Source organism: Plantactinospora alkalitolerans (genome assembly GCF_015690345.1).
GTDB lineage: Bacteria > Actinomycetota > Actinomycetes > Mycobacteriales > Micromonosporaceae > Plantactinospora > Plantactinospora alkalitolerans.
This window is the reverse complement of the sequence record NZ_JADPUN010000076.1, coordinates 24,448-48,818: the sequence shown is the minus strand read 5'-3', so window position 1 is coordinate 48,818 and position 24,371 is coordinate 24,448. Positions and strand designations below refer to the sequence as shown.

The window sequence follows — 24,371 nt, the reverse complement described above, 5'->3', positions numbered from 1 at the left end:
TTCGGAGGAGGACAACCCGGCGGAGCGGTCGGGTGGCCGATGACGGGCTGAGCGCCGGAGCCGTCGCTCGGCGGCTGGGCGTCGCCGTCACGACACTCCGGAGCTGGCACCAGCGGTACGGGTTGGGTCCGAGCCGACACGTGCCGGGGCAGCACCGTCGCTACACCGCCGACGACCTGGCCCGGCTGGAGGTCATGCGCCGGCTCACCACCGAGGGGGTCACCCCGGCCGAGGCCGCCCGCTGGGCACGCGGGGCTCCGGCCGTACCGGATGGGGAGCCGGCGGAAGAACGGCCGCCTCGGGCGCGGGACGGCGGCGGGGCCGTCATACCGGTGGGTCGGGCGGGCCCGGCCGCCCGAGGACTGGCCCGCGCGGCCGTCCGGCTCGACGCGGTCGCGATGCGCGCGAGCATCGCCGAGGCGGTCGACGCCGCGGGCGTCGTCGCCACCTGGGATGCCATGCTCCGACCGGTCCTGGTCGGCGTCGGGGAACGGCACGCCGCCGGCGCCCGGTTCATCGAGGTGGAGCACCTGCTCTCCCGGTGCGTGTCGGAGGTGCTGGCCGCGGTGCCCCGGCCGTCCCGGTCGCCCGCGCCGACCCGGATCCTGCTCTCCTGCGCGGACGAGGAGCAGCACACTCTTCCGTTGGAGGCCCTTGCCGCCGCGCTCGCCGAGCTCGGCGTGCACTGCCGGCTGCTCGGCGCCCGGGTGCCGGTGACCGCGCTGGTCGGTGCCGTCGCCCGGACCGCTCCCGAGGCGGTCGTCGTGTGGTCACACGCCCGGCACACGGCGGACCCGGCCCAGCTGGCCACGCTGCTGTCCGCTCCCCGGCGCCCGGTGCTGCTGCTCGCCGCCGGACCGGGCTGGTCCGCCGGCGCGCTTCCGGACGGCGTACTCGTCCCGGCGACGCTGGCCGAGGCGGTCGCGCTGTTGCGGGACGTACCCGGGTCTTCGGGACGCTAAGCAAAACTGCGGAGCAATCGGTACACCATTGTCGCCAGCACTCCGCTAACGTGGGTCAGCCGTAACCCGAACCCCTCTCGGGAGCCGCCCCATGACCCCACGCGCGGCCCTGGCAGCCGGGCTCGCCCTGCTCGTGCTGCTCAGCGGCGGTTGCGCGGCCGACGAGCCGCCGCCCAGGAAAGTGCTGGACTATCCACCGATCCCGGTCGAGTCCACCGCGTCCCCGTCGACTACGCCGACCCCGCCGCCAACCGGGAAACCGGCCAAGAAGCCCGGCGCGCGCGGCACCGTCGGGCCGCTGAACACCGTGCGGCTGACCGGGGTACGGGCGGTCGCGCTCACCTTCGACGACGGCCCGCATCCCGAGTGGACCCCGAAGGTGCTCGACCATCTCCGTCGCGCCAAGGTACGGGCCACGTTCTGCGTGGTGGGAGTGAAGGTCCGGAAGTACCCCGCGATCATGGCGCGGATCGTCCGCGAGGGCCACACCGTGTGCAACCACAGTTGGAACCACGACATCCAGCTCGGGAAGAAGACGAACGCGCAGATCCGGGAAGACCTCCTGCGGACCAACCGGGAGATTCGACGCGCGGTACCCGGCGTACGCATCCCGCACTACCGACAGCCCGGCGGCAAGTGGACCCCCGGCATCGTCGCGGTGGTCCGGGACATGGGCATGACGCCGCTGCACTGGGACGTCGACCCGTCGGACTGGGATGACGCCAGCACGCCGGAGATCAAGAAGCGGATCGCCCAGCAGGCCCGACCCGGTTCGATCGTGCTGATGCACGACGGGGGCGGTGACCGGAGTCGCACCGTCGGCGCCTGCCCCCAGATACTCACCTATTTGCGGCAGAAGTTCGGTATCGTACGGCTGCGGTCGAGTAATTTGGGGTAGATTGCCCCGTTCGCAATACCGGTTTGGTCGGGCGGCCGGCCATCACGTATGCTTTCGAAGCCTCCGGCGGGGCCGGATGGGAGCACAGCCGCTGAAGTTGTCATGTGCAATGATGGCGGGGCCGCCCTCATCGTCTAGCGGCCCAGGACGCCGCCCTTTCAAGGCGGTAGCACGGGTTCGAATCCCGTTGGGGGCACGACCCCGGTTTCGACCGGGTAGCAGTTGGCAAGAGCAAGGTCCTGTGGAGCAGTTGGAGTGCTCGCCGCCCTGTCAAGGCGGAGGTCGCGGGTTCAAGTCCCGTCAGGACCGCCAGCGCCGGCCGCCGCGCGTAGGTACGCGCGGCGTTCTGCGTTTCGGAGCAGGTTACCCAGTCGGCGCCGAGTGCGTCGGACGGGTAACATGAGCCGAGCAAGCCGGGCCAGGTAGCTCAGTTGGTACGAGCGTCCGACTGAAAATCGGAAGGTCGGCGGTTCGACCCCGCCCCTGGCCACATAGCCTTTCGCCGGGCTATCAGAGCCGCCCCCACCAGCGGAAACGCTGACCGGGGGCGGCTCTATTCTCGTGCCCCCGTCCTCACGGGTCGGGTCGGGCTGTCAGTCCGGGGTGGGGTTTGACATGCTGGGCCGGTTGCGTTGCGGGTCAGACTGCGGCCTGCGGAAGCAATGGATTCCAGGAGTGGGTCCATTACCGCGCCGGCAAACCTTCGTAGTAGCCGGAGGCCTGCGTCGGGTTGACGACGAACCGGACCGGGGGCGCTACCCTGCGCTCATGCCCGCCCCGTCGACAGCCAGCGCGGACCTCGTCCGGCGGCTGACGGATCGCCATCCGCTGTTGCTGGACGGGCTCGTGGTCGCAGCGACAATAACGGTCGGGCTGGCGCTGGCCAGCCAACATCCGCCGGGTGACCTGTTGCCGATGGACCTGCGCGGCTACCTGCTCACCGGCCTGATGAACGGCATGCTGCTGTTCCGCCAGCGGGCGCCCGTGCTCGTGCTCGTCGGTTACTGTGCGCTGTTCGCCGGCTGGGTCACGATCGGCTACTGGCCGGTGGTGAACAGCCCAGGCCTGCTCCTGGCGTTGTACACCGTCGCCGCCCGTTGCAGCGTGCGCACCGCAGTGGCCGCCGCGACCCTGTCCGCGGCCGTGTGGACCTACGGCGGCGCGGAGAGCATCGTGTTGGCGGCGGTGCAGGGCGTCGTCTGGATGTTTGTGATCCTCTGGATCGGGCACGGGGCGCGGCAGTTGACCATACGCAACCAGCAGCTGACCCGGTTGACCGCACAACTGGAGGGTGAGCAGCTGCTGCGGGCTCGTCGTGCGGTGATCGAGGAGCGGGTCCGCATCGCCCAGGAGATGCACGACGTAGTCGCGCACCACATGGCGGTGGCATCGGTACAGGCCGGTCTTGCCCGATACGTCCTCGAGTCCGATCCGGATACCGCGCGGGCCGCCTTGGGCACGGTGCTGGACACCACCGGTGAAGCTCTCGAAGAGATGCGCCGGGTGCTGTCCGTGTTGCGGCTCGGGTCCGACGACGAGGACGTCGATGATTCCTACCGACCGACCCCCGGCCTGGGCCAGCTCGACGAGTTGGTGAACCGGGTACGTGCCGCCGGGTTGCGGCTGGAAGTGCGCCGCGACGGGGATGCCCGACCGCTCCCGGGGGGTGCCGACCTCTGTGCCTATCGAGTGATCCAGGAGAGCCTGACCAACGTGCTCAAACACGCGGGTCAGGCCCGGGCGACGCTCGTCCTGCGCTACGGTGCGGATCGCCTGACGATCCGGGTGAGCGACGATGGCGTGGCCGTCGCCCCGGCGCCTTCGACTGCGGCCTCCAGCGGGCACGGCCTGCGTGGTATGCGGGAGCGGGCCGAGCTCTACGGTGGGACCTTGCGTGCCGGACCGCGTCCCGACGGAGGATTCGAGGTGGTCCTGACCCTGCCGACGATAGCGACCATGGAGGGCCGGCGTCGGGATGAACCGGCCGGCGCGGCCCAGGCGGAGAGGGATTACTCATGACACGGGTGCTGGTCGTCGACGATCAAGTGCTGATCCGGGCCGGCCTGGCCGCTCTGATCAGCGCCGCGCCCGGTCTCGAGGTGGTGGGCCAGGCGGAGAACGGTCACGTGGCGACGGTGCTGGCCCCCACCTGTCGGCCGGACGTCATCCTGATGGACATCCGGATGCCGGTGTTGGACGGCGTCAAAGCCACCGAGCGGATTCTCACCGCGGCCGGCGCCGCAGCCACGGGCCCGCCTTCCGGCGCACCCGTGCCGAGGATCCTGGTTCTCACGACGTTCGACCTCGACGAGTACGTCTTCGCGGCGTTGCGGGCCGGAGCCAGCGGCTTCCTGCTGAAGGAGGTCGCACCGGACCGGCTGTTGGCGGCGATCGAGCTGGTGGCCGACGGAGACACCCTGTTCGCGCCGAGCGTGACCCGTCGGCTGATCGAGGCGTACACGCGGAGCCACAAGGCACAGCGGATCCCCGCAGTAGACCTGAGCTTGCTCACCGCCCGGGAGACAGAGGTGCTGCGGTTGGTGGCGAAGGGCATGAGCAACGGCGACATCGCCGACTTCCTGGTGCTGAGCGAGGCCACGGTGAAAACACATCTCAACCGCTGCATGACCAAGCTGGATCTGTCCAGCCGTGCTCAGGCGGTCGTGATCGCGTACGAGGCCGGGCTGGTGGTCCCCGCCCGGCGAGGCGGCCCGTGGCAATGAGGAGGCGAGGTCGGCCGGACAGCGGCCCTGCGGTTGGTCGGCCGATCACTTGCAGGCCAGGTCCTGGATGTCTCTGAGCGGGACGTACATGGACAGGGTCTGCCGGTCGGTCTTGTTGACCTGCTCGGCGTAGTCGGCGAGTTCGGGGTCGCTGGCCCGAATCGTCAGATCGAGAATGCGGTGCCAGTCGTCAAGATGCGCGCCCAGGGTCTCGCGGTCCTGGTTGGCGATCTGCGGGATCAACGCGCTCACCTCGTCGCAGATCTCCGCACTCTCGACCGATCCGCCGCCGCATCCACCGAGGGTGGCACACAGCACGATTCCCAGTCCGACCATCCTCAGTGCGGTACGCATTTTCTGGCAACCTCCCTTCGCGCCGACCAAGCCAGCATCCACGATGGACCGAGCCGGTCATCTGCCCGAGCCAGAATCGTATGGCTTCGATGCCGGGGTGTAGTCATACCACCGCCTGAGTCCGAATGCGACTTCGGCGGTATACGGGTGTGGTGCCGGTCGGCCGCGTCATCCGGTCGCGGAATACCACAAGGGTTGTAGCCTCCGCCTCGAGGTACCGCCAAGAGCTAGAGGAACGTCAATCCGTGGTCGGACGACGGGCCATTGACTGCTTCGTAGGCTTCGAAGGCCCAGACACGGGTGGACAGGGCAATTCGAATTCCAACGGCGGTCCCCGTACCGATCGTGCGATGAAAGGGAGCTGGACGTGAAGACTCGACAGAGAATCGTGGCTATGGCGGCCGGAGTTCTGATGTGCGTGCCGCTCGTGATTGGCAACCTCGCTGGAACGGCCAGCGCGGCGGCCACCGGTCCCGACACCGGATCGGCAGCCGTCACGAACGTCCCGGCAGTAGGTCAGGACCCGGTAATTACCCGAGTCACCGGCACCGTCATCCAGTCAGACCGGGCCGCAGCGGCCCAAATCTGCGAATTTTCCCGCTTCGGTCACAAGGGCCGGTTCATCTGCGACACGATCCTCCGGGTCATCTGGAGCGACGGTCACGAGGAATACTTCGGGATCGGCACCGATTACGCCGTCTGGCACATCACGGCGTCCTTCAGCAATTGGCGGAGCATGGGCGGATCCGCGAGCGACACGTACAACGCCTTCTACAGCAACGGCCTTCCCACGGTCCAGGTCTATGTCAGTTGGGCCAGCCACGTCCTGTGGTGCAGCTCCTACCGCACCTCATGGAGCAGTTGGTACGCCTGCTGACCAGAACGCCGCCTTTTCTGGGAGTCCCGTCCGCATCCGGACGGGGCTCCTACCAGCTTCGGCCCGACCGGCATCTCCACGCTCCGCACGGCCGGGTGCGGGTGCCCGTGCGGAACGGCGACCAACCAGGACGACTCAGGGCTACGAACGCAAAGCTCAGCGGAGTGACCGACTCTCGGTCAGGTGACGGATGGTCAACTCAGCCCCGGCGACCCGATCCGAAGCCGGCGGCGGCACCGGCCACCACCACCGGCCGGCCTCTACGCGCTGCCGGAGTCGGTTCAGGTCGAACCTCCTCCTCGACGTTGTCTCCCCGAAGCCGGACACCGTCACCCCGGAAGACCGGCCCGTCGTCGTCCCCGAGCCGAGCCCGTACCTCGAATAGAGTCTCCGGCCGGTGGTAGTCCCGGCGGTGGTCCCGACCATGCTGGTCTGACCGGCACGCGGACGGGGTAGTGGGCAGTTCCCGAGGATGCCGCCATCGAGGCGGCGATGAAGGGATCGACATGGGCACGTGGACTGAATGGGTGCTCCGCTACCGCAAGACTGTGGTGCTGTTCTGGCTCGTCCTGACCGCGCTCGGCGGAGCCCTGGCCGGTCGTACCGTCGACGCGCTCGGCTTCGAGTTCGCGCTGCCGGGACAGCCCGGCTACGAGGCCAACCGGGAGATTCTCCAGCGGTTCGGCACCGGCGGCGCGTACGAACCGCTGGTGCTCACCGTTACGGTGCCACCCGACCGGTCCCTTCGGGAACCGCAGACCCGGCAGGAGTTCTCGACCATGGTCGAGCGGGCCAGGGCGGCGCTGCCCGGTGCCCGGGTGCTGGCGTACCCCGGCACCGACGATCCGGCGCTGCTGGCCGACGGGGGACGGACCACCTTCGCGCTGGTCTATCCGAGGCCGGTTCCGGGACCCGAGCCGTACGCCCAGGCACTGCCCGTCCTGGAGTCGGTGACCGCTGGCGCCACCGTGGCGGGGGCGCCGGCACAGGTGACCGGGATCGCGGCGCTCGAGACCGCGACCGGCGAGGGCGACCGGGGCGTACTCGTCGAGGTGCTGCTCGGGGCCGGCGGCGCGCTCGTCGTCCTGGCACTGGTCTTCGCGTCCCTGCTGGCCGGCGTACCGCTGCTGGTCGCAACGGTGTCGATCCTGACCTCGTTCCTCTGCCTGCTCGGCCTCACCACCGTCACCGAGGTCTCGTTCGTCGTGCAGTACCTGGTCGCCCTGATCGGGCTGGGCGTGGCGATCGACTACGCGTTGCTGATCGTGATGCGGTGGCGGGAGGAGCGCGCGCACGGGGCCGAGAACGTCGACGCGGTACGCGCCGCGATGCTCACCGCCGGCCGATCGGTGGTGTTCAGCGGGGTCACCGTCGCGGTCTCGCTCGCCGCGCTGATCGTGGTGCCGGTGCCGTTCATGCGTGGCATCGGGTACGGCGGCCTGCTCATTCCGCTGCTCAGCGTCGCGGTGGCCACCACCCTGCTGCCGGTGCTCCTGGCCCGGTTCGGTCCCCGGCTGGAATGGCCGCGACGCGCTCCCCGTGACCCGCGCAGTGCCCGCTGGGCCCGGATCGCCACCGCGATGACCCGCCGGCCGGTGCTGGCCGCCACCGCCGCCACGATCCTGCTGCTGGCGATGGCGGCACCGGTGCTGACCCTGCGGCTCGGCGCCCCCGCCGTCGGCTCGTACCCGACGGACGACCCGGCCGGGCGGGCCAGCGCGACCCTCGCCGACGCCGGTGTGCCGCCGGGCGCGCTGCGCCCGGTCGAGGTGCTGAGCACCGATTCCGGAGCGGTGGTCCAGCGGCTGCGTGACCTGCCCGGCGTGGCGGCGGTGTTGGCACCGACCGGCCCCGGCTGGCAGGTGGCGGACTCCACGCTCGTGCAGGTCTGGACGGCCGGGGACCCGGCGGGCGGCGCCGGCGTGGCCACCATCGACCGGATCCGTTCGGCGGTGGACGACATCCCGGGCGCCCAGGTCGGCGGCCGCCCGGTCGAGGACATGGACCTCGTCTCCGCCCTGTACGACAGCGCTCCGATCGTGTTGTCGGTGATCGTCGTCCTGACCCTGCTCCTGCTGGCCCGGGCCCTGCGATCGGTGGTACTGCCGATCAAGGCGTTACTGCTCAACGTGGTGTCGATCGGTGCGGCGTACGGCGTCACCGTGCTGATCTGGCAGCACGGCTGGCTGACCCAGGTGCTGTTCGGCATGGAACCCGTCGGCGCGATCATCGCCTGGGTGCCGATCGCGGTCTTCGCCTTCCTCTTCGGACTGTCGATGGACTACGAGCTGTTCATCCTGGCCCGGATGCGTGAGGAGTACGACCGGCACGGGTCCACGAACCGGGCCGTCGTCGACGGCATCTCGTACACGGGTCGGCTGGTCACCTCGGCGAGTCTGATCCTGTTCCTGGCGTTCGTCGCGCTCTCCACGGTGCCGACGGTCGAGGTCCGGATCCTCGCGACCGCACTGGCGCTCGGGATCGCGATCGATGCGGTGGTGGTCCGGAGTGTGCTGGCTCCGGCCCTGGTGACGCTGCTGGACCGGGCGAACTGGTGGCTGCCGGCACCGCTGGCCAAGCTGCTGCGGACAGCACCGGAGCAGCGTACGGAGCCGGAGCCGGTGTCGACGACCCATCGATGATCTACCGCTCGGCGCAGGGATCGACCGCCCGCCGATGCAAAGATGCACACCTCTGTAGCAGCCGGTATCGTCCGGGCCTATGGGACAGGAGACCACGAACGCCTCCGATGTCCGGCAGGACTCGACCAGGTACTCCGTGCGCAGCACGCTGCGCGTCCCGGGCCCGGTCGACCGGGCCTTCGCCGTGTTCACGGACCGCCTCGCGGACTGGTGGGTGAAGGAATACACCTGGTCGGGCCCGCAGAAGCTGGCAAAAATCGGTTTCGAGCCGGGCGTCGGCGGCATGGCGTACGAGATCGGGCCGCACGGCTTCCGCGCCGACTGGGGACGGGTGCTGGACTGGCAGCCGCCCCGACGGTTGGTCTTCAACTGGCAGATCGGCCCGGACCGCGCGCCGGTGCCGGACCCGGCGCAGTGCAGCGTCGTCGAGGCCCGATTCGCGCCGCAGGCCGACGGGACCACCCTGGTCGAGGTGGAGCACCGCGACTTCGACCGGCACGGCGAGGCGGCCGAGGGCTACCGCGAGGCGCTCACCGCCGGCTGGCACGAGCTGCTCTCCCGGTACGCGGCGACGGTCGAGGGCGGCGGCGAAGACGAGGACTGACCGACCCGCCGAGCAGGTCGGCCGAGCAGGTCACCCGAGCGGGTCAGCCCGTCGACCGGGTCGGCTGGATGAGATCGAGGTTGTTGCCGGCACTGGTCAGCCACACCTCCACGTCGACCAGGTTCAACGCGGCCTCGCGGGACTCACCCGCTGCCAGGGCAGCCCGCAGCCGGTCGGGGAAGTCGTCCGGGGGCGGTGGTGGCACCGCCCGTTGGTCGAGTCGGCCGACCTGCAACTGTCGGGCGAGTTCGCCGTACCGGTGCCGTAGTCGTCCGGCGAACTCGTCGAGCGGACCGGCGGCGTCCCCGACCCGGGGCAGTCTGGCCCGGGCGCCACGGTGCAGCCGGGACTCGGCGCCGAGGTACATCCGATTTCCGGCGGTCAGCGCGGCCTGCCAGTTCACCGGCGGCAGCTTGGGGTCGTGTCGCTCCATCTGGTACTGGGAGAACGAGGCGTCCGCGAGCACCGACGCCTGACGCGCCTCGGTCAGCGCGTCCTGGCGGGACTCCCGACCGGTCAGCAGCCGGGTCGCCTCCTGCGCCGCGGCGGCGCTCACCTCCAGATATCTGGCCATGGCCCGGCGCATCTCGCCGCTGCCGCCCCTGGGCCAGAGCAGCAGCCCTGCGAGCACCCCGACGCTGGCCCCGATCGCGACGTCCAGCAGCCGGGCCCCGGCGATCCGCAGGCTGGCCGGGCCGGCCTGGGCGAACACCAGGATGAACAGCACGGTGAAGAGGGACTGCCCCCAGAGCGGCCTGAGGAGCGGACTGACCGCGAACGTCAGCACCATGAACAGCGGCAGGGCCACCAGCAGGACCTGTGGGGTCCGGGCCGTCGTCAGCAGCAGGCTGCCGACGACCGCGCCCAGCAGCGTGCCCAGCAGTACGGGGCGCAGCGCGGTCCGGGTGTCGACCGCCGAGGTCCGCATCAGGGTCAGAATCGCGAGCAGTACCCAGAACCCGTGGTTGAGGTGGAGGAAACCGGCGACCACCCGGGCCGCGCCGAGGGCCAGGGCGACCCGTACCGCACCCTGGAGGTAGACCGAGCGGGTCGTCAGGTGGTACCTGAACTGCCACCAGTAGAGCGACAGCGGGGACCGCCGGGCGTACCAGAACTCGTCCCGGTCCAGCATCTTCGGCGACCGTGCCGGCGGTGGCAGTCCGACGGCGATCCGGGCGGCGATGCCGAATGCCACAGCGGTGTCGGCGACGTGCAGGACCACCGCGTCCAGCCGTAGCCGGGGAACCGTCGTGCCGTCCTGCCCCTCCTGCCCGTCCGGCGGCACCGTCGGTCGCTCGTAGATCGCCCTGATCCGGGTTTCCAGGCCGGCCAGCTGCTCCAGCCCGATCGGTGCCGTACCGCCGTGCAGGGTGCGGCCGGCGTCCCGGACGACGTCGGTCACCTGACGCAGCAGGCGGGCCAGTTCGTCGTCCCGGAGGTCTCCGGCGACGCCGCACACCCGGTCCGCCTGGTCCAGCACCTGGCGAAGCAGCATGTCACCGTGCCGCAGCGCCCGGTCCTGGGCGGCGGCCGACGCCGGCCGATGTGCCGGAGGCAGGTTCGGCAGCCAGATCCCCGCCAATGCCCGTGTCGCGTCCGTCCGCCGCCTGGCCAACTCGGCCCGGTCCACCGGCGCACCCCCCGGCAACCCGGCCGCCAGCTCCAGAAACCGGACCATGACCGCGGCCACCCCGGCGAGCCGCTCCCGGTAGCTGGGCGGCGCCGGATCCGGCCACAGCACCAGTTCCGCCACGGCGAGCAGACCGACGCCCACCGTCACCCCGGCGAGCCGGGACGGCAGCGACTCCGGCGCGTACGGCGGAAAGGAGGACGCGATGTAGAACAGCTGCAGCCCGGTGGCGAGCCCGAGTGCCCGTGGCCCGGCGACCCCGGCGAACGGGACGACGAACCCGACGAGGAGCATGCCGGCCACCGCCGCCCAGGTGTCGAAGGCCAGGAACGAACCGACGGTGACCAGAACCCAGGTCGCGGGGAGCACCGTGAGCAGAGTTCGGGCCTGCTGGACGGGACCGCCGGGTAGCTGCGAGATGAAGCCGGTAGCGATGGCGCCGAACAGCGTGTAGAGCCCCAGCAGGGGGTTGTCGAGGCCGTACCTGCCGCCGAACAGCCCGGCGGCGGCGACCAGCGACAGTCGGACGCCCCGCCGGAGGACCCGATAGCCCGGATCCCGCCGGCGCAGCCAGTCCACGAACCCAATCCTGGTCATGGGTGCCCTCCGTCGCTCCACACCGAGATTGGCCTCTGAACGAGCCAACGGAGATCGGTGCGGCAGCGTTACGCGGCACGCCGGGGCCGGCTCAGCGCGACTCCCGAACGGCGTGCACCGGGCCGAGGTCGGCGGGCGGCTCCCGGAAGCCCTCGTCCGGGGTCGGCGTCAGGTCGACGGAGGAAGCGGCGCGGACCGGGCCGACCGCAGGCCGGTGCCGCCGAGATCGGCCCGGTGGCCCGCCGCCGCGCCCTGGTCCAGACCGCCACCGACCAGGCGCCGCCGTCCCGCCGTACGAAGTCGGGGATAGGTCTCGGCGAGCCGCCGCTCGACCAGGGCGGAACGGTCGGCGAGCACCAGTGCCAGGGAGGGCGCCGATCCCGAGCGCGGGGTCGAGGCGGCCGCCGCCTCCGCCTGGCGCAGCCGGCCGGCGACCGCCCCGGCGAAGCCCGCCAGCCAGGAGCGACGGAACGCCGCCGGGTGCTCGCCGAGCGGCACCCGGGCGGCAGACAGCCCGTGCGCGGCCTGGACCAGCAGTGAGGTGAACAACACATCCACCCGTTCCAGATCGCTGCCGAAACCGAAGAGGTGCATGACGAACCCGTCGCCCCCGCGTCGGCGCACCGACCGGCAGCGCAACGCGTCCGCGACCCCGGCCAGCAGGCCCGTCTTGTCCAGGGCGTACGGCGCGGGCACGTCGATCACGCGGTCTCCCACCGGATCGGTGCCCGGATCGCGGGCGGCCAGCAGGGCACGGTCCACGCCGTACCGGGCGATCAGTTCGGTGGCCTTGGCGGTGAACGCCTCCGCCTCGGCCGCCGTGCAGGCCTGATCCTCCGCCTTGGCCAGCAGCTTTCGGATTTTGCTGAGCATCGCGTCGGACATGCACCACAGCTATCACAACCACGTGGCGGCTGCCCCCTGGACAAACCGGATGAGGGACATGGAAAGATGGTCGTCGATGAGCAAGGAGACCGGAGCCGCCCTGCCGCCGCCGCACGGCCGTGCGCTATCCGGCGCGGTGCCGAAGGGTGGCGACGGCGGAGCCGGCGAGGGTCAGCAGGCAGTCCGGCAGTTGCCCGTCGGCGATCGCCGCACCGAACAGCGCGGCACCGGTGTCGCCGTCGGAGTTGGCGTACGCGCTGACGAAGCGGGCGACCCAGCGGGCGTCGTAGCCGGCCTCGTCGATACCCGGGAAGTCGAGCGTCCACGCCCCCCGCGGCACACCGTCACCGACCATCGTCGCGGCCAGGCACCAGGCGACCTCGTACGCCCCGGCGACGCCGGACCGGTCGACCACCGCATCGAACGTGCCGACCACGGCGTCGCTGTCGCCGGCCAACGCGGAAGTCAGCACCGCGGTGGCGTCATCGAGCGTCTCCTGCGGAACGTCCGTCACGTGCGGAAGGGTATGCCGCCAGGTCAAGCCGTGTCCGACAAACCGCCCGACCAGCACCTATCTCGGATGATAATGCCAGCCCCCGACGGGTTGGCATTCGACCGCAGGCACGGTTCCGGAGGCAGGCACGCTAATGTGCGCAGCGGATCTCCGGGGAGGAAGGACGACCCAATGCTCGTATCACGCGGCCCACGCCGCGCCGCTCTGACCGCCGCCGCCTGTGCCGCGCTGCTGCTTGCCGGCTGCGGTTCGGATGGCGAGGGCGAGGCCGCGCAGCCTCAGCCGACCCAGGTACGCCTCTACGGCACAGACGGCAACATGCAGAACTCGTTCGTTGCGGAGTTCGACCAGAAGGCCGGGCTGCTCAAGGGAATGAAGGGCACGACGCCACTCACCCCGCTGTCCGAGGACTTCAAGAACCGGCTGCGGAAGCTGAACCCGAAGCTCTCCGACTTCCTCTACTCCGCCGAGTCGTACGACGCGGTCGCGATCAGCGCGCTCGCCGCGCAGCTCGCCGGCTCGACCGAACCCGCCGAGATCGCGAAGCAGATCATCGGGGTCACCACGGGCGGGGAGCGGTGCGACTCGATCGCGGCATGCCTGGAACTGGCCCGGGATGGCACGGACATCGCCTACCGGGGGGTTTCGCTCAGCCGGGGTGGGTTCACCGACATCGGTGAGCCGTCGACCGCGAGCTACGCGACCCTGCACTTCGGCAGCGACGAGCAGCTCGACGACGGCAAGACCGAGTTCCTCGGTGCCGGTGACGAGTCCTCCGCCAGCGTGAAGCGGCCGCCGGCCGGCAAGAAGCAGACCAAGGCCGTCGAGCAGAGCAGCGGTGCACCGCTGAAGCTCGGCGGGCTGTTGCCCCGCACGGGTGACCTGGCGCTGGCCTACCCGCCGATGGCCGCGGGCGTCGCACTGGCGATCAGCGAGATCAACGGTGCCAGCGGCGTACTCGGCAAGGACGTGGTCTGGGTCGACGGCGACGACGGGACGAACCCGAACACCGCGAAGGCGACCGTTGCGCAGCACGTCAGGGCGGGCGTGCACGTCATCATCGGCGCGGGGGCCTCCGGCATCTCGCGGGCGGTCCTTCCCGACGTGGTGGCCGCCGGCCTGGTGCTCTTCTCCCCGAGCAACACCGACGCCGGACTCAGCACCATCGACGACAAGGGGTTGTACTTCCGTACCGCCCCGTCGGACATCCTCCAGGGTCGGGCACTCGCCGACATGATCCTCCGGGACGGACCGCGCCGGATCGCGCTGGTCGCCCGGAAGGACTCGTACGGCGAGGGCCTGCAGGGCAACGTCCGGGCCGAGTTGGAACGCGCCGGACACGGCTCGGAACAGGTCCGGCTGTTCAGCTACGACCCGCCGCCCAACCCCGACTCGCCGCCGGTCAACTTCAGCTCCGGGGCGCAGGAGATCAAGCAGTTCGGCGCGGATGCCGTCCTGATCATCGGTTTCGGTGAGTCGGCGAAGGTCATCGAGGCGCTCGCCGCTGCCGGGATCAGCCTGCAGGAGTGACACTCTGGCCCCGGCCGGGGTCAGAGTGGCACATTTCCGGGAGTCGGCGACGGCGCCGTACCCCTAGCGTTGCTGTGGTGCCGGCGGGTTCGCCGGACCGCAGCGACACCCGGGGAGGTACGACATGAGTTACGACGGTGAACCCGGTCTGCTGGGTGACGATCTTCCGGAGCAGGACTTGCCCGGGGTCGACGACCAGCTGGACGCCGGGCCGGCGTTGGGGCTCGGCGCGGATCCGCTCGCGCCCGAGCAGCTCGAACTGTACGAGCCGCCCGCGGCCACGTCCGTCGTCACGACCTACGCCGACGGAACGACCGAGGTGGCCAGGGACATCGACGGCGACGGCTACGCCGACATGTTGCAGTTCGACGTGAACGGCGACCGGGTGGCGGACGTCACCTACCAGGACACCGACTGGGACGGCCGGCTGGACACCGTCGAGCAGGACTCCAATCTGGACGGTCAGGTCGACCGGGTGCTGGAGGACGCGAACTCGGACGGCCGGATCGACTCGATCGTCACCGACACGAACCGCGACGGCATCGTGGACCAGGTGGTCGCCGACGCCGACTTCGACGGCCGGACGGACACCTGGCTGACCGATTCCGACCACGACGGGCATCCGGACCAGATCAGGACGGATCTCGACGAGGACGGCAAGGCGGACCAGCTCCTGGTGGACACCGACCACGACGGAACGGTGGACCAGGCCAACTACCACGACCGGGACACCAACCCGTACGTCACGAACTGACCACCCGGCCGCACGCCGCGTTCCTCGCCCCGGACGGTGTCGTTCGACCCGTCCGAAGCCGGCCTCGGCATGTTCGGGGCCGCGCCGGGGTAGTGGGGGATGGCACAGTCAGGAATGCGTGTCCGGGACGCGCCCGTGGGCGTCCGGGCGGCACGGAGATCGCGTGTTCCGGCGTGGCCAGTACTTCAGCTGACGGAAGGGCAACAGATGAGCGAGTCGCAGGAGACCGTCGACACGCGCGGTGACGAACGGATCGAGCTGCTCCGGGCGGACACCAACAACGACGGCAAGACCGATGTCTGGGTGGTGGACACCGACGGTGACGGCAAGGCCGATCTTTTCCAGTTCGACACCGACGGTGACGGCAAGGTGGACATCACGATGGTCGACTCCAACGAGGATGGCACGCCGGACGAGGTGGTGGACGGCGACGGCGGGCACCCGCCCCTCAGCTGACCCACGCCGCCGAGCCGACCCCTGAGGCGCTCGGCGGTCGTCCTGACGGACCGATCGAACGACGACGGCCGGCGGCTTTTCGGGTACGACCCCGGACGGCCGCCGGCCGTCGTCGTGGCGGTGGTCGAGGGGCATTGTCGCCGGGCCGGGCCGGGCAGACCCGCTCCACGGGAGGAGCCAGGCGAGCAGCCGGGCCGCATTCCGCGGGCCGTCCATGCCGTTCCATAACGAATTGGTCTCGATTGCATCAGCAACGGATCACGAAGCTGTCTGTCTGACAGATCACAGTCAGGCAGGCCAACCTTTCGCTCACCCTCGGGCGCTTCGCCAGCCAGAAGGGGCGACGACCCACGCCGCCCTTCTCGCCATGGGGGAGACACAGAACGATGAGGTTGGTGTTGCGGCGCGCCCGAGGGGCGAAGAGTCTGCTCCTCGCGGCGACCGGGGCGACCCTGATCGCCACCGCCCTGCTCACCGGCCTCGCCAACTACAGCCGGCAGGTGATCGACTCCGGCGCGCAGAGCGCGGTCGCCTCCGCCTCCCCCGAGGAGCGGTCACTCCTGGTACGCGGCACCGCCGGCGGGTCACAGGACGAACTCACCAAGCGGGACGGGGCGGTACGGGCCCGGTTCGCCGACGGCTTCGCCGGAGTTCCCGCCACCGTCGTCGGAGCCGGGTACGCCGCCGGTCGGCAACTCTCCGGCCGGACCGGCGACGCGGTTCCGGACGCCCAGGGCGTGGTCTTCGCCTCGGTGGTGTACCTCGACGAACTCGCCGAACACGCCCAGCTCACCTCCGGCGAATGGCCGCGTCCGGGCGGCCGGCAGATGCAGACCGCGCTCGCCGAGCCGGTCGCGAAGATCCTCGGCGTACGGGTCGGCGACGCCATCCCGATCACCGACCGGGTCACCGACCGGGTCACCGAGGTCACCGTGGCGGGCATCTGGAAGCCCCACGACGTGCGGGACGCGTACTGGCGGCTCGTTCCCGACGTACTCACAGGGGTCGGAACGGGGTCCGCGACCTACGGCCCGCTGGTCGTCGACCGGGCCGACTTCCTGACCAGTTTCATCGCCAACTCGTCCGCCGCCTGGCTGGTGGAGCCCGACCTGGCCGGGATGCCCATGACCGCGCTGACCCGGTTGGGCAGGTCGGCCGACCAGGCCAGCACCACCCTGCCGGCGGAAACCGGACTCGGCACATCCGGCCTGGTCACCACCGGACTCGACGAGCTGGTGCAGCGGCTCGGACGCGCCGATCTGGTCGGCCGGTCGGCCCTGGTCACCCCGATGCTGCTCGTCGTGGTGCTCGGCGGGTACGCCCTGCTGCTGGTGGCGCTGCTGCTCGGCGAGCAGCGCCGTGGGGAGACGGCACTGCTCCGGGCCCGGGGCGCCGGGCGTGGACAGGTCACCGGGCTGGCCGCCCGGGAGGCGCTGCTCGTCGTCCTGCCGGCCGCGGTGATCTCGCCGGTGCTCGCCACCGAGGTGATCCGGCTCGCCGACCGCATTCCGATGCTGGCGGCCGCACTGCACCTGAGTCCCCGGCTCGACGCGCTGACCTGGCTGGTCGCCGGGGTGGCGGCGGCGGGCTGTGCGCTGGCGATGCTCGGCCCGGCGCTGCGCCAGGGTGACAGCTACGTCAGCGAAATGGCCAGCCGGTCCCGCCCGAGCCGTCGGACGATCGCCCAGCGGGCCGGGCTCGACCTGGCGCTGATCGTGCTGGCGGTTCTGGGCTGGCTGCAACTGCGGCAGTACTCCTCGCCGGTCGCCGGTGCCGGCACCGACACCCTCGGCATCGACCCGCTGCTGGCGGCGGCCCCGACGGTCGGCGTACTCGCCGGTGCGGTCCTCGCGCTGCGCGGGCTGCCGCCGATGGCCCGGCTGGCCGAGCGGTACGTCGACCGCAGGTCCTGGACCGGCACCATGCTCGGAATGTGGCAGGCCGGTCGGCGACCGCACGCCGGCCCGGTACTCCTGCTCGCCCTCGCGGTGGCGGTGAGCACCCTCGCCTGGTGCCTGGCCGCCACCTCGGAACGCTCCCTGACCGACCAGGCCAACCACCAGGTCGGCGCCGACCTACGGCTCGTCGAGGCGAACCGCGAGGCACCATCGGCGCGGGCGGGGCAGCTCGCCGGGCTGCCGGGTAAGCCGCAGGTGCTGCCGGCCTGGCGGGAAAGCCCCCGGCTCGGCGTGGAGGGCCTGCCGGGCTCGATGATCGCCCTGGACGCCGCCCAGGCCAGCCAGGTCGTCCAGTTCCGCGATGATCTGGTCGACGGCAGCCCGAGCGCGATCTTCGACGACATGACGGCGGACCGGATCACCGCTCCGTTGACCGAACTGCCGGCCGGAACCCGCCGGCTCACCGGTCGGATCACCACCACCAACTTCGGGGAGTACTCGTCATCGGCGGTACGCACCAGCGCCGTCTTCGTCGAACCGGGCGGCGGTCACCGCCGGATCGCCCTCGGCGCCAGCAGCGACGGTAGGTCGCTGCGATTCGACGTGGATTTGGCCGGAGTAGCCGCCCCGGCCCGGCTGTCCGGCTTCCTGGTGGACACCCTGGGACCGCCCGGACACGGCGTCGACTGGCGCCTGGCCGACCTGCGTGCCGCGCCCGCCCAGGGTGCCGGTACGCCGGTACCGCTCGCCGACGGCGGGCAGTGGCGGACGGTCGACCGGGTGCAACCCGGCCCGTTGATGCCGCTGCGCGACGACGCGCTGGCGGTCCGCTACGAGTTCCCGCTGGGAAGCGGCCGGTTCTTCCCCAGCAACTCCCCGATCCAGTTCGCGGTCGCCCGGATGCCGGCGCAGGGCCAGGTGCCGATCGTGGCCACCCCCGAGGCGCTGTCGGCGCTCCGCCTGGCGGTCGGCCAGAGCACCCGGCTGGTGCTCGCCGGTGCCAGCGTGGACATCACCGTCACCGGCACCGTCGCCGCCGTACCCGGTGGTTCGGAGGCGGCGGCGCTGCTGGTCGACCTCCCCTCGCTCAGCACCCAACTGTTCCACCAGTACGGCATCATCCCGGCCACCCAGGAATGGTGGCTGAACACCAGCCCCGGCGGGCACGAGGCGACGGCCGAGGCGGCGGAGGCACTCGGTGGTCTACAGGTCGCCGACCGGAAGGCGATCGCCGGCCGATCGGGCAGCGACCCGTACGGAGTCGGCGCCCGGGCCGCCCTGTTCGCGGCGGCACTCGGCGCGCTCCTGCTCGCCGCGGTCGGCATCATGGTGGATGTCCGGGCCACCGCCCGGCGCCGGGTCACCGAGCTGGCCGTGCTGCACACCCTCGGCGCCGGACCCCGGCTGCTGGCCCGGTCCCTGATCGTCGAGCAGGGATTCCTCGCCGGCATCGGCGTGCTCGTCGGCCTGGGCGTGGGAATCGCCGTCGCCGCCACCATGGCACCGCTGGTGATCCTCACTCCGTCGGCGGAGCGGCCGGTGCCGGCACCGCTGCTGGACATCACCTGGCTGCCGGTCGGCGGGACCGCCGTGCTGCTGCTCCTGGTCGCCCTCGGACTGAGCGGCCTGACCGCCGCCACCGTTCGGCAGCGGCTGACGGCGGCCCAACTCCGAATCGGGGAGGACCGGTGAGCGCGAGGAGTGAGCCGGGTCTGCGAGCCCCGCAGTCGCGAACGAAAGCCAGACCCGCGAGCGCGAGGAGTGAGCCGGGTCTGCGAGCCCCGCAGTCGCGAACGAAAGCCAGACCCGCGAGCGCGAGGAGTGAGCCGGGTCTGCGAGCCCCGCAGTCGCGAACGAAAAGCGTAGACCGGTGAGCAGGAAACACGGGATGGAGAAGGGTGAGCCGGTGGCGCAACGGGGAGCGGGGAAGGGTGGACCGGTGACGGAACCGGGCGGCGGGTTCTCGGCACGACTGCCCGGACCGCTGCGCCGGGTCCGGGTGTTCGCCGGATACCTCGGCCTGCTGGGCCTGCTCGGCCTGGTCGCGTCGCTGCTGGTCACCGGCGCGCCACGGCTGGCGAACGAGTTCGCCGACGAGGGGCTGCGGAACGACGTCGCCGCGCTGCCGTACCAGGTGCGCGATGTCACCTACGTGGTGCGTCCGCGCACGCTCCAGGCGTCCGACGTGGGCGAGGGGGCGGCGGCGCTCGACCCGTACCGGAAACGGTTGCCCGCGCCGCTGCCCGCGCTGATCGACCAGCAGTGGTTCGCCGCCCAGGTCGGCCCCGAGGCGGTACGTCTCTCGGGCGACAAGCCGCCGTTCAACGGCAGCTGCCGGCCGGTCCTGTCGCTGCGGACGCAGCCGGGCGCCGAGCACGAGGTCAGGATGGTGCACGGGCGGTGGCCCGCGTCCAAGGGCGACGCGGTCGAGGCCGCGATCTCCTCGGATGCGTCGTCCGTGATCGGACTGCCGGTCGGCACCGCCTTCAGGATGTCCGGTACCGGCTTCGTCGGCGGATCGACCATGGTCCGGATCGTCGGGGTGTACGAGCCGATCGACCCGGGCGCACCGACCTGGGAGCCGATCCGGCTCGCGGAGACGTCGTGCCAGAACCCGACCGACGGCATGACCGACAAGGCCACGCTGCTGACCGACATCCCCGGGTTGACCACCGCCGGTACGAAGGTCGGGGCGGTGGCCCTCGAGTGGCGCTACCGGGTCGACTCCGCGCAGTTGACGACCTCGACCATCGCCCCGTTGATGACCGCGATCGCGTCCACCCGCCGTACGCCTCCGGAGAGCGGGCTGGTCCTGGCCACCGGGTTGGACAACTCACTGGCGCGGTTCGACACGCAGCTTCGCGCGGTGCGGGCGCTGCTGGCCGTGGTGCAGGCCGGCATCCTGGCCACCCTGCTCGGGTTGGTCACGCTCGCCGCCGGGCTCGCCGTCGAACGTCGCCGGGAGGAGTTCACCCTGCTCCGGGCGCGTGGCGCCACTGTCTCCGAGATCGGCGCCCGGTCCCTGCGCGAGACGGTCGTCGTCCTGCCGGCCGCCGTCCTGGCCGGCTGGCTGCTCGGCACGCTGTCACCCGGCCGGCCGGCCGGAGCCGAACTGCTGGGCGTGGCGCTGGTGGTCGCCGGCACCACGCTGGCCATCCCCCTGCTGGCAATGCTCAGACAGCGCCGGACGATCTTCATCAGCCAGCGTCGGGACCTGGTACGGCAGCGCTCGTCGGTCCGGCGGCTCACCGCCGAGCTGCTGCTCCTGCTGCTCGCGGTGCTGGGCGTCGTACTGCTGCAACGACGGGGGTTGAGCCAGGCCAGCGGGGTCGACCCGTACCTGGTCTCCGTGCCGGTGTTGCTGGCCGTGGCCGCCGCGCTGATCGCTCTGCGGCTCGTTCCGTGGCCACTGCGTCAGATCGGTCGCCTCGCCGGCCGGGCCCGGGCCGCCGTGCCGTTCATCGGCCTGGCCCGCGCCGGGCGGGGCGCGCCGGTAACCGTCGGTCCGCTCGCCGTACTCGTCATCGCGATCGCGACCGGCGTCTTCACCAGCGTCGTGACCAGCACCATCGGCGAGACCCGGGACCTGGTCAGCGACCAGGAGGTCGCCGCCGACGCCCGGGTGACCGCGTCGTACACCACGGCGGAGACCGCGCAGCGGATGGCCGGGCTCCCCGGGGTCACCGCGGTCAGCCCGCTCGCGGTCGGCGTCGGGCAGCCGCTGCTCTCCCGTACCCCGACCGGGGTCGGCGGCCGGGACCTCGGGCAGGCCCAGATCGTCGTCGTCGACGGTCCGACCTTCGCCCGGGTGCTCGCCCGGAGCGGTGTCGAGTACACCCTTCCGCCCGAACTGACCCGCTCGGGCCGGATCGACGGCCCGGTCCCGGCGATCGTCTCGCCGGACGTCGCCGCCGACGTCGGTACCGATGCCGTCACCGAGGTCCAGGGGCGCCGGTACCAGTTCACCGTGAACAGGGTCGTGGCCCGCTTCCCCGGGCTGGACGTCAACGCCCGCCGGTTCGTGGTGCTGCCCTGGCAGTCCCTGCCGATCCCGGACTTCCAGCCGATCGCCCCCAACCAGTTCCTCGTCGCCGGTAAGGACCTGCCCACCGACGCGCTGCGGGACACCGCCGGCGCCGGCGCCAGGGACTACCTGGCGAAGATCCTGGGGAGACCGGCCGATTCGGTACGGCCGGCGTCGCCGGCCGTGGTGACCACCTGGCAGGCACACCGGCAGACCCTCGAACAGAGCGGGGTCAACCGGCTGCTCAGCTTCACCTTCTCCACCGGGGTCGCCGGGGCGACCATCCTGGCGCTGCTCGCGGTCGGGTTCGCCGTACTCGCCGAGGCGCGGGGGCGGGGGCGGATGCTCTCCCGGCTGCGCACGATGGGCCTGTCCGGACGACAGGGTCGTGGACTGCTGGTCTACGAGCTGGTGCCGCTGCTCGGCGTCGCCGTGGTCGCCGGTGGACTCGTCGGGGTCGCGCTGCCGCGACTGCTCGGACCCGCCCTCGGGCTGTCCGGCTTCACCGGCGGGATTCCCGCGCGGACCCATCTCGATCCATACCTGATCCTCGGCGTACCGCTACTCGTGCTGGTCGCCCTGACCGCCGCCCTGGGCATCGAAAACGTGATCAACCGTCGGATGCGCCTCGGCGAGGTACTCCGACTCGGAGAGGAGAGCTGATGGCCAGCCCGACAACCAGCGCCGCCGTACCGGATCTCGCCGTACTCCAGCGGCGGGCCGCGGAGCGCGCGGCGGCCCGGGCCGGTGGCGAGGACCGGCTCCGTGGACACATCGTCTGCGACGGACTGGTCCGGATCTTCAAGACCGAGGGCGTCGAGGTGGTCGCCCTGCAGGGACTCGACCTGGTGGTCGACCGGGGCGAGCTGCTCGCCCTCGTCGGCGCCTCCGGATCCGGCAAGTCCACCGTGCTCAACATCCTCTCCGGGCTGGACGTGCCGACCGCCGGTATCGCCCGGGTCGCCGACTTCGACCTGCTCACGATGTCCCCGAAGCGCCGGCTCCAGTACCGCCGGCGCACCGTCGGCTTCGTCTGGCAGCAGACCGCCCGCAACCTGCTGCCGTACCTGACCGCCCGGGAGAACGTGGAGCTGCCGATGCGGCTGGCGCACGGCCCGCGCGGCCGGGCGGCTTCGCGCCGGGCCATGGAGCTGCTGGAGATGGTCGGCGTCGGCTACTGCGCCGACCGTCGCCCGGACCAGATGAGCGGCGGCGAGCAGCAGCGCTGCGCGGTGGCGGTCGCGGTGGCCAACGACCCCGAGGTGCTCTTCGCCGACGAGCCGACCGGTGAGCTGGACGAGGCGACCGCGGCCGACGTCTTCGGTGCGTTGCGCACCATCAACGCCGAACTGGGCGTCACCATCGTGGTGGTCACCCACGACCACGCCGTGGCGTCGCAGGTCCGCCGGACGGTCGCGATCCGCGACGGCCGGACCGCCTCCGAGGTACGCCGCTCCACCCGGCTCGGCGCGGACGGGGTGGAGGAACTGGTCACCGAGGAGTACGCCCTGCTCGACCGGTCGGGCCGGATGCAGCTTCCGGCCGCCTTCGTGGACGCGCTGAGCCTGCGCGACCGGGTCAGGCTCAACCTGGAACCCGATCACGTCGAGGTCCGCCCCGGCGCCGGTACGGAGGCGGGCGAGTGAGTGGCGAGCGGGGACGGCACCGGCAGGGTTCCCTGCCGAACGGGGAGGGACGGAACATGGCCGAGGAGGAACGTCCGGTGGACGCGCAGGGGTTGTCGTCGATCGACGGGGGGCGGCCGGTCGGCGAGGAGCTGCTCCGGGTCGAGGGGGTCGGCCGGGACTACCGTGCCGGGGACCGGGTGGTGCACGCCGTCCGGGAGGTTTCCTTCACGGCCCGCCGGGGCGAACTGGTCGCGGTCCGGGGCCGGTCCGGCGCCGGCAAGACCACCCTGTTGAACCTGATCGGCGGGCTGGACCGGCCGACCAGCGGACGGATCCACGTGGCGGGTCACGAGGTCACCGCCGCCGGTGCCCGGGAACTGCTGGAGCTTCGCCGGTCCACCATCGGGTTCGTCTTCCAGTCCTTCGGACTGATCCCGATCCTCTCCGCGGCGGAGAACGTGGGCGTGCCGCTGCGGCTTGCCAAGCGGCCCCGGGCCGAGCGGGAGGAGCGGGTGGCCATGCTGCTGGAGCTGGTCGGTCTGGGCGCCCAGACGGCCCAGCGGCCGTACGAGCTGTCCGGTGGTCAGCAGCAGCGGGTCGCGGTGGCCCGGGCGCTGGCCAACGATCCGGCGCTACTCATCGCCGACGAGCCGACCGGGCAGCTGGATTCGGAGACCGGGCGTTCGATCATGGACCTGCTCCGTGCCCTGGTGCACGCCAGGGGCATGACGGCGCTGGTCGCCACCCACGACCCGACCCTGATCGACCTGGCCGACCGGGTACTGACCCTGCGGGACGGCCGGTTGGTGGACGGGGCGCAGAACGGGACGGCGTTGACGGCCGCGCTCGGCTGACCGGAGTGGCGGGCGGCCATTCCGGTCGGGGCCGTTAGTCCGCACATGGCTCAGGGGTGGGTTTCGTACGATCGTACGAAACCCACCCCTGAGTCGACGTGCGAGTTGCGAGTCGCGTCTCAGTCGCCCTGGCGCTGCTGGGGTATCTGCCCCTGCAGCAGGGCGCGAACCTCCGACTCGCGGTAACGGCGGTGTCCGCCCAACGTCCGAATAGCGCTGAGCTTCCCCGCCTTCGCCCACCGGGTCACGGTCTTCGGGTCGACACGGAACATCGACGCGACCTCTGCCGGCGTGAGTAGCGGCTCAGGTTCATGCGTACGCGATGCCATCGGTCACTCCTCCACAGGTGCCTATAGACATCGGCCGGGGTCCCGCCGGCCGACGCGTCTCCCATGGTCCGGCTAGTCCCCGATGTCCGACATGGGCCGAACGGCCGAAGGTCCTTGGATGGACGGATGAACAATGACCGATATATGGCCCTTTTTTATGCCAGAAAAAGACTTAACCGGACGGCCGATTGCCCCTCGTGACGCTGATATTA

19 protein-coding genes and 3 tRNA genes are annotated in these 24,371 nt (G+C 71.3%); 17 read left to right on the top strand and 5 right to left on the bottom strand.

Annotation, left to right across the window (positions count from 1 at the left end; translation table 11 throughout):
• Nucleotides 1-32 precede the first annotated feature (32 nt).
• The 7 genes from I0C86_RS05530 to I0C86_RS05500 all read left to right on the top strand — a co-directional run bounded on the left by I0C86_RS05530 (nt 33) and on the right by I0C86_RS05500 (nt 4,583).
• Complete coding sequence (locus tag I0C86_RS05530) at nt 33-962, top strand: MerR family transcriptional regulator (protein ID WP_196200104.1); 930 nt, start codon at nt 33-35, stop codon at nt 960-962.
• A 91-nt stretch (nt 963-1,053) separates the two neighbouring features.
• Nucleotides 1,054-1,860 carry a polysaccharide deacetylase family protein gene (locus I0C86_RS05525; protein WP_196200103.1) on the top strand — a complete coding sequence of 269 codons (807 nt, stop codon included), beginning with the start codon at nt 1,054-1,056 and terminating at the stop codon, nt 1,858-1,860.
• 123 nt (nt 1,861-1,983) lie between these two features.
• A tRNA-Glu gene (locus I0C86_RS05520) sits at nt 1,984-2,056 on the top strand.
• A gap of 39 nt (nt 2,057-2,095) precedes the next feature.
• Nucleotides 2,096-2,172 (top strand) — tRNA-Asp (locus I0C86_RS05515).
• A 104-nt stretch (nt 2,173-2,276) separates the two neighbouring features.
• Nucleotides 2,277-2,350, top strand: a tRNA-Phe gene (locus I0C86_RS05510).
• Between the two features lie 278 nt (nt 2,351-2,628).
• Complete coding sequence (locus tag I0C86_RS05505; RefSeq protein WP_196200102.1) at nt 2,629-3,879, top strand: sensor histidine kinase; 1,251 nt, start codon at nt 2,629-2,631, stop codon at nt 3,877-3,879.
• On the top strand, nt 3,876-4,583 hold the full coding sequence (locus tag I0C86_RS05500) for a response regulator (RefSeq protein WP_196200101.1): 708 nt from the start codon (nt 3,876-3,878) through the stop codon (nt 4,581-4,583). The genes I0C86_RS05505 and I0C86_RS05500 overlap by 4 nt, the downstream gene beginning before the upstream one ends.
• A 45-nt stretch (nt 4,584-4,628) precedes the next feature.
• On the opposite strand, the gene I0C86_RS05495 is transcribed toward I0C86_RS05500, so the two are convergent.
• Complete coding sequence (locus I0C86_RS05495; RefSeq protein WP_196200100.1) at nt 4,629-4,937, bottom strand: hypothetical protein; 309 nt, start codon at nt 4,935-4,937, stop codon at nt 4,629-4,631.
• Between the two features lie 367 nt (nt 4,938-5,304).
• On the opposite strand from I0C86_RS05495, the gene I0C86_RS05490 reads away from it, so the two are divergent.
• The 3 genes from I0C86_RS05490 (at nt 5,305) to I0C86_RS05480 (ending at nt 9,060) form a co-directional block, all read left to right on the top strand.
• On the top strand, nt 5,305-5,814 hold the full coding sequence (locus I0C86_RS05490; protein WP_196200099.1) for a hypothetical protein: 510 nt from the start codon (nt 5,305-5,307) through the stop codon (nt 5,812-5,814).
• A gap of 506 nt (nt 5,815-6,320) precedes the next feature.
• Nucleotides 6,321-8,456 carry an MMPL family transporter gene (locus I0C86_RS05485; protein ID WP_196200098.1) on the top strand — a complete coding sequence of 712 codons (2,136 nt, stop codon included), beginning with the start codon at nt 6,321-6,323 and terminating at the stop codon, nt 8,454-8,456.
• Between the two features lie 79 nt (nt 8,457-8,535).
• Nucleotides 8,536-9,060, top strand: a complete 525-nt coding sequence (locus tag I0C86_RS05480; RefSeq protein WP_196200097.1) for an SRPBCC family protein — start codon at nt 8,536-8,538, stop codon at nt 9,058-9,060.
• 43 nt (nt 9,061-9,103) lie between these two features.
• Here the strand turns inward: I0C86_RS05480 and I0C86_RS05475 are convergent, their stop codons facing one another.
• From I0C86_RS05475 to I0C86_RS05465, 3 genes are all read right to left on the bottom strand, one after another.
• A complete protein-coding gene (locus I0C86_RS05475; RefSeq protein ID WP_196200096.1) occupies nt 9,104-11,287 on the bottom strand; it encodes an FUSC family protein in 2,184 nt (727 codons plus the stop codon).
• A 168-nt stretch (nt 11,288-11,455) separates the two neighbouring features.
• Nucleotides 11,456-12,172 carry a DUF2786 domain-containing protein gene (locus I0C86_RS05470; RefSeq protein ID WP_196200095.1) on the bottom strand — a complete coding sequence of 239 codons (717 nt, stop codon included), beginning with the start codon at nt 12,170-12,172 and terminating at the stop codon, nt 11,456-11,458.
• A 124-nt stretch (nt 12,173-12,296) separates the two neighbouring features.
• Complete coding sequence (locus I0C86_RS05465) at nt 12,297-12,686, bottom strand: hypothetical protein (protein ID WP_196200094.1); 390 nt, start codon at nt 12,684-12,686, stop codon at nt 12,297-12,299.
• Between the two features lie 171 nt (nt 12,687-12,857).
• On the opposite strand from I0C86_RS05465, the gene I0C86_RS05460 reads away from it, so the two are divergent.
• From I0C86_RS05460 to I0C86_RS05430, 7 genes are all read left to right on the top strand, one after another.
• A complete protein-coding gene (locus I0C86_RS05460; protein WP_196200093.1) occupies nt 12,858-14,216 on the top strand; it encodes an ABC transporter substrate-binding protein in 1,359 nt (452 codons plus the stop codon).
• 124 nt (nt 14,217-14,340) lie between these two features.
• Complete coding sequence (locus tag I0C86_RS05455; protein WP_196200092.1) at nt 14,341-14,970, top strand: hypothetical protein; 630 nt, start codon at nt 14,341-14,343, stop codon at nt 14,968-14,970.
• Nucleotides 14,971-15,177: 207 nt separating this feature from the next.
• A complete protein-coding gene (locus I0C86_RS05450) occupies nt 15,178-15,426 on the top strand; it encodes a hypothetical protein (RefSeq protein WP_196200091.1) in 249 nt (82 codons plus the stop codon).
• Nucleotides 15,427-15,812: 386 nt separating this feature from the next.
• Nucleotides 15,813-19,016: an ABC transporter permease gene (locus tag I0C86_RS05445; protein ID WP_196200090.1), complete on the top strand. Its 3,204-nt coding sequence runs from the start codon at nt 15,813-15,815 to the stop codon at nt 19,014-19,016.
• Nucleotides 19,017-19,194: 178 nt separating this feature from the next.
• Nucleotides 19,195-22,011 carry an FtsX-like permease family protein gene (locus I0C86_RS05440; RefSeq protein WP_196200089.1) on the top strand — a complete coding sequence of 939 codons (2,817 nt, stop codon included), beginning with the start codon at nt 19,195-19,197 and terminating at the stop codon, nt 22,009-22,011.
• A complete protein-coding gene (locus tag I0C86_RS05435; RefSeq protein ID WP_196200088.1) occupies nt 22,011-22,994 on the top strand; it encodes an ATP-binding cassette domain-containing protein in 984 nt (327 codons plus the stop codon). Before I0C86_RS05440 ends, I0C86_RS05435 begins: the two co-directional genes overlap by 1 nt.
• Nucleotides 22,991-23,830, top strand: coding sequence for an ABC transporter ATP-binding protein (locus I0C86_RS05430; RefSeq protein WP_323373478.1), 840 nt, complete (start codon nt 22,991-22,993; stop codon nt 23,828-23,830). Before I0C86_RS05435 ends, I0C86_RS05430 begins: the two co-directional genes overlap by 4 nt.
• Before the next feature lie 119 nt (nt 23,831-23,949).
• Here I0C86_RS05430 and I0C86_RS05425 read toward each other — a convergent pair whose 3' ends face one another.
• Entirely contained in the window at nt 23,950-24,159 is a 210-nt protein-coding gene (locus I0C86_RS05425; RefSeq protein WP_007073996.1) for a BldC family transcriptional regulator, read from the bottom strand.
• Between the last annotated feature and the right edge of the window lie 212 nt (nt 24,160-24,371).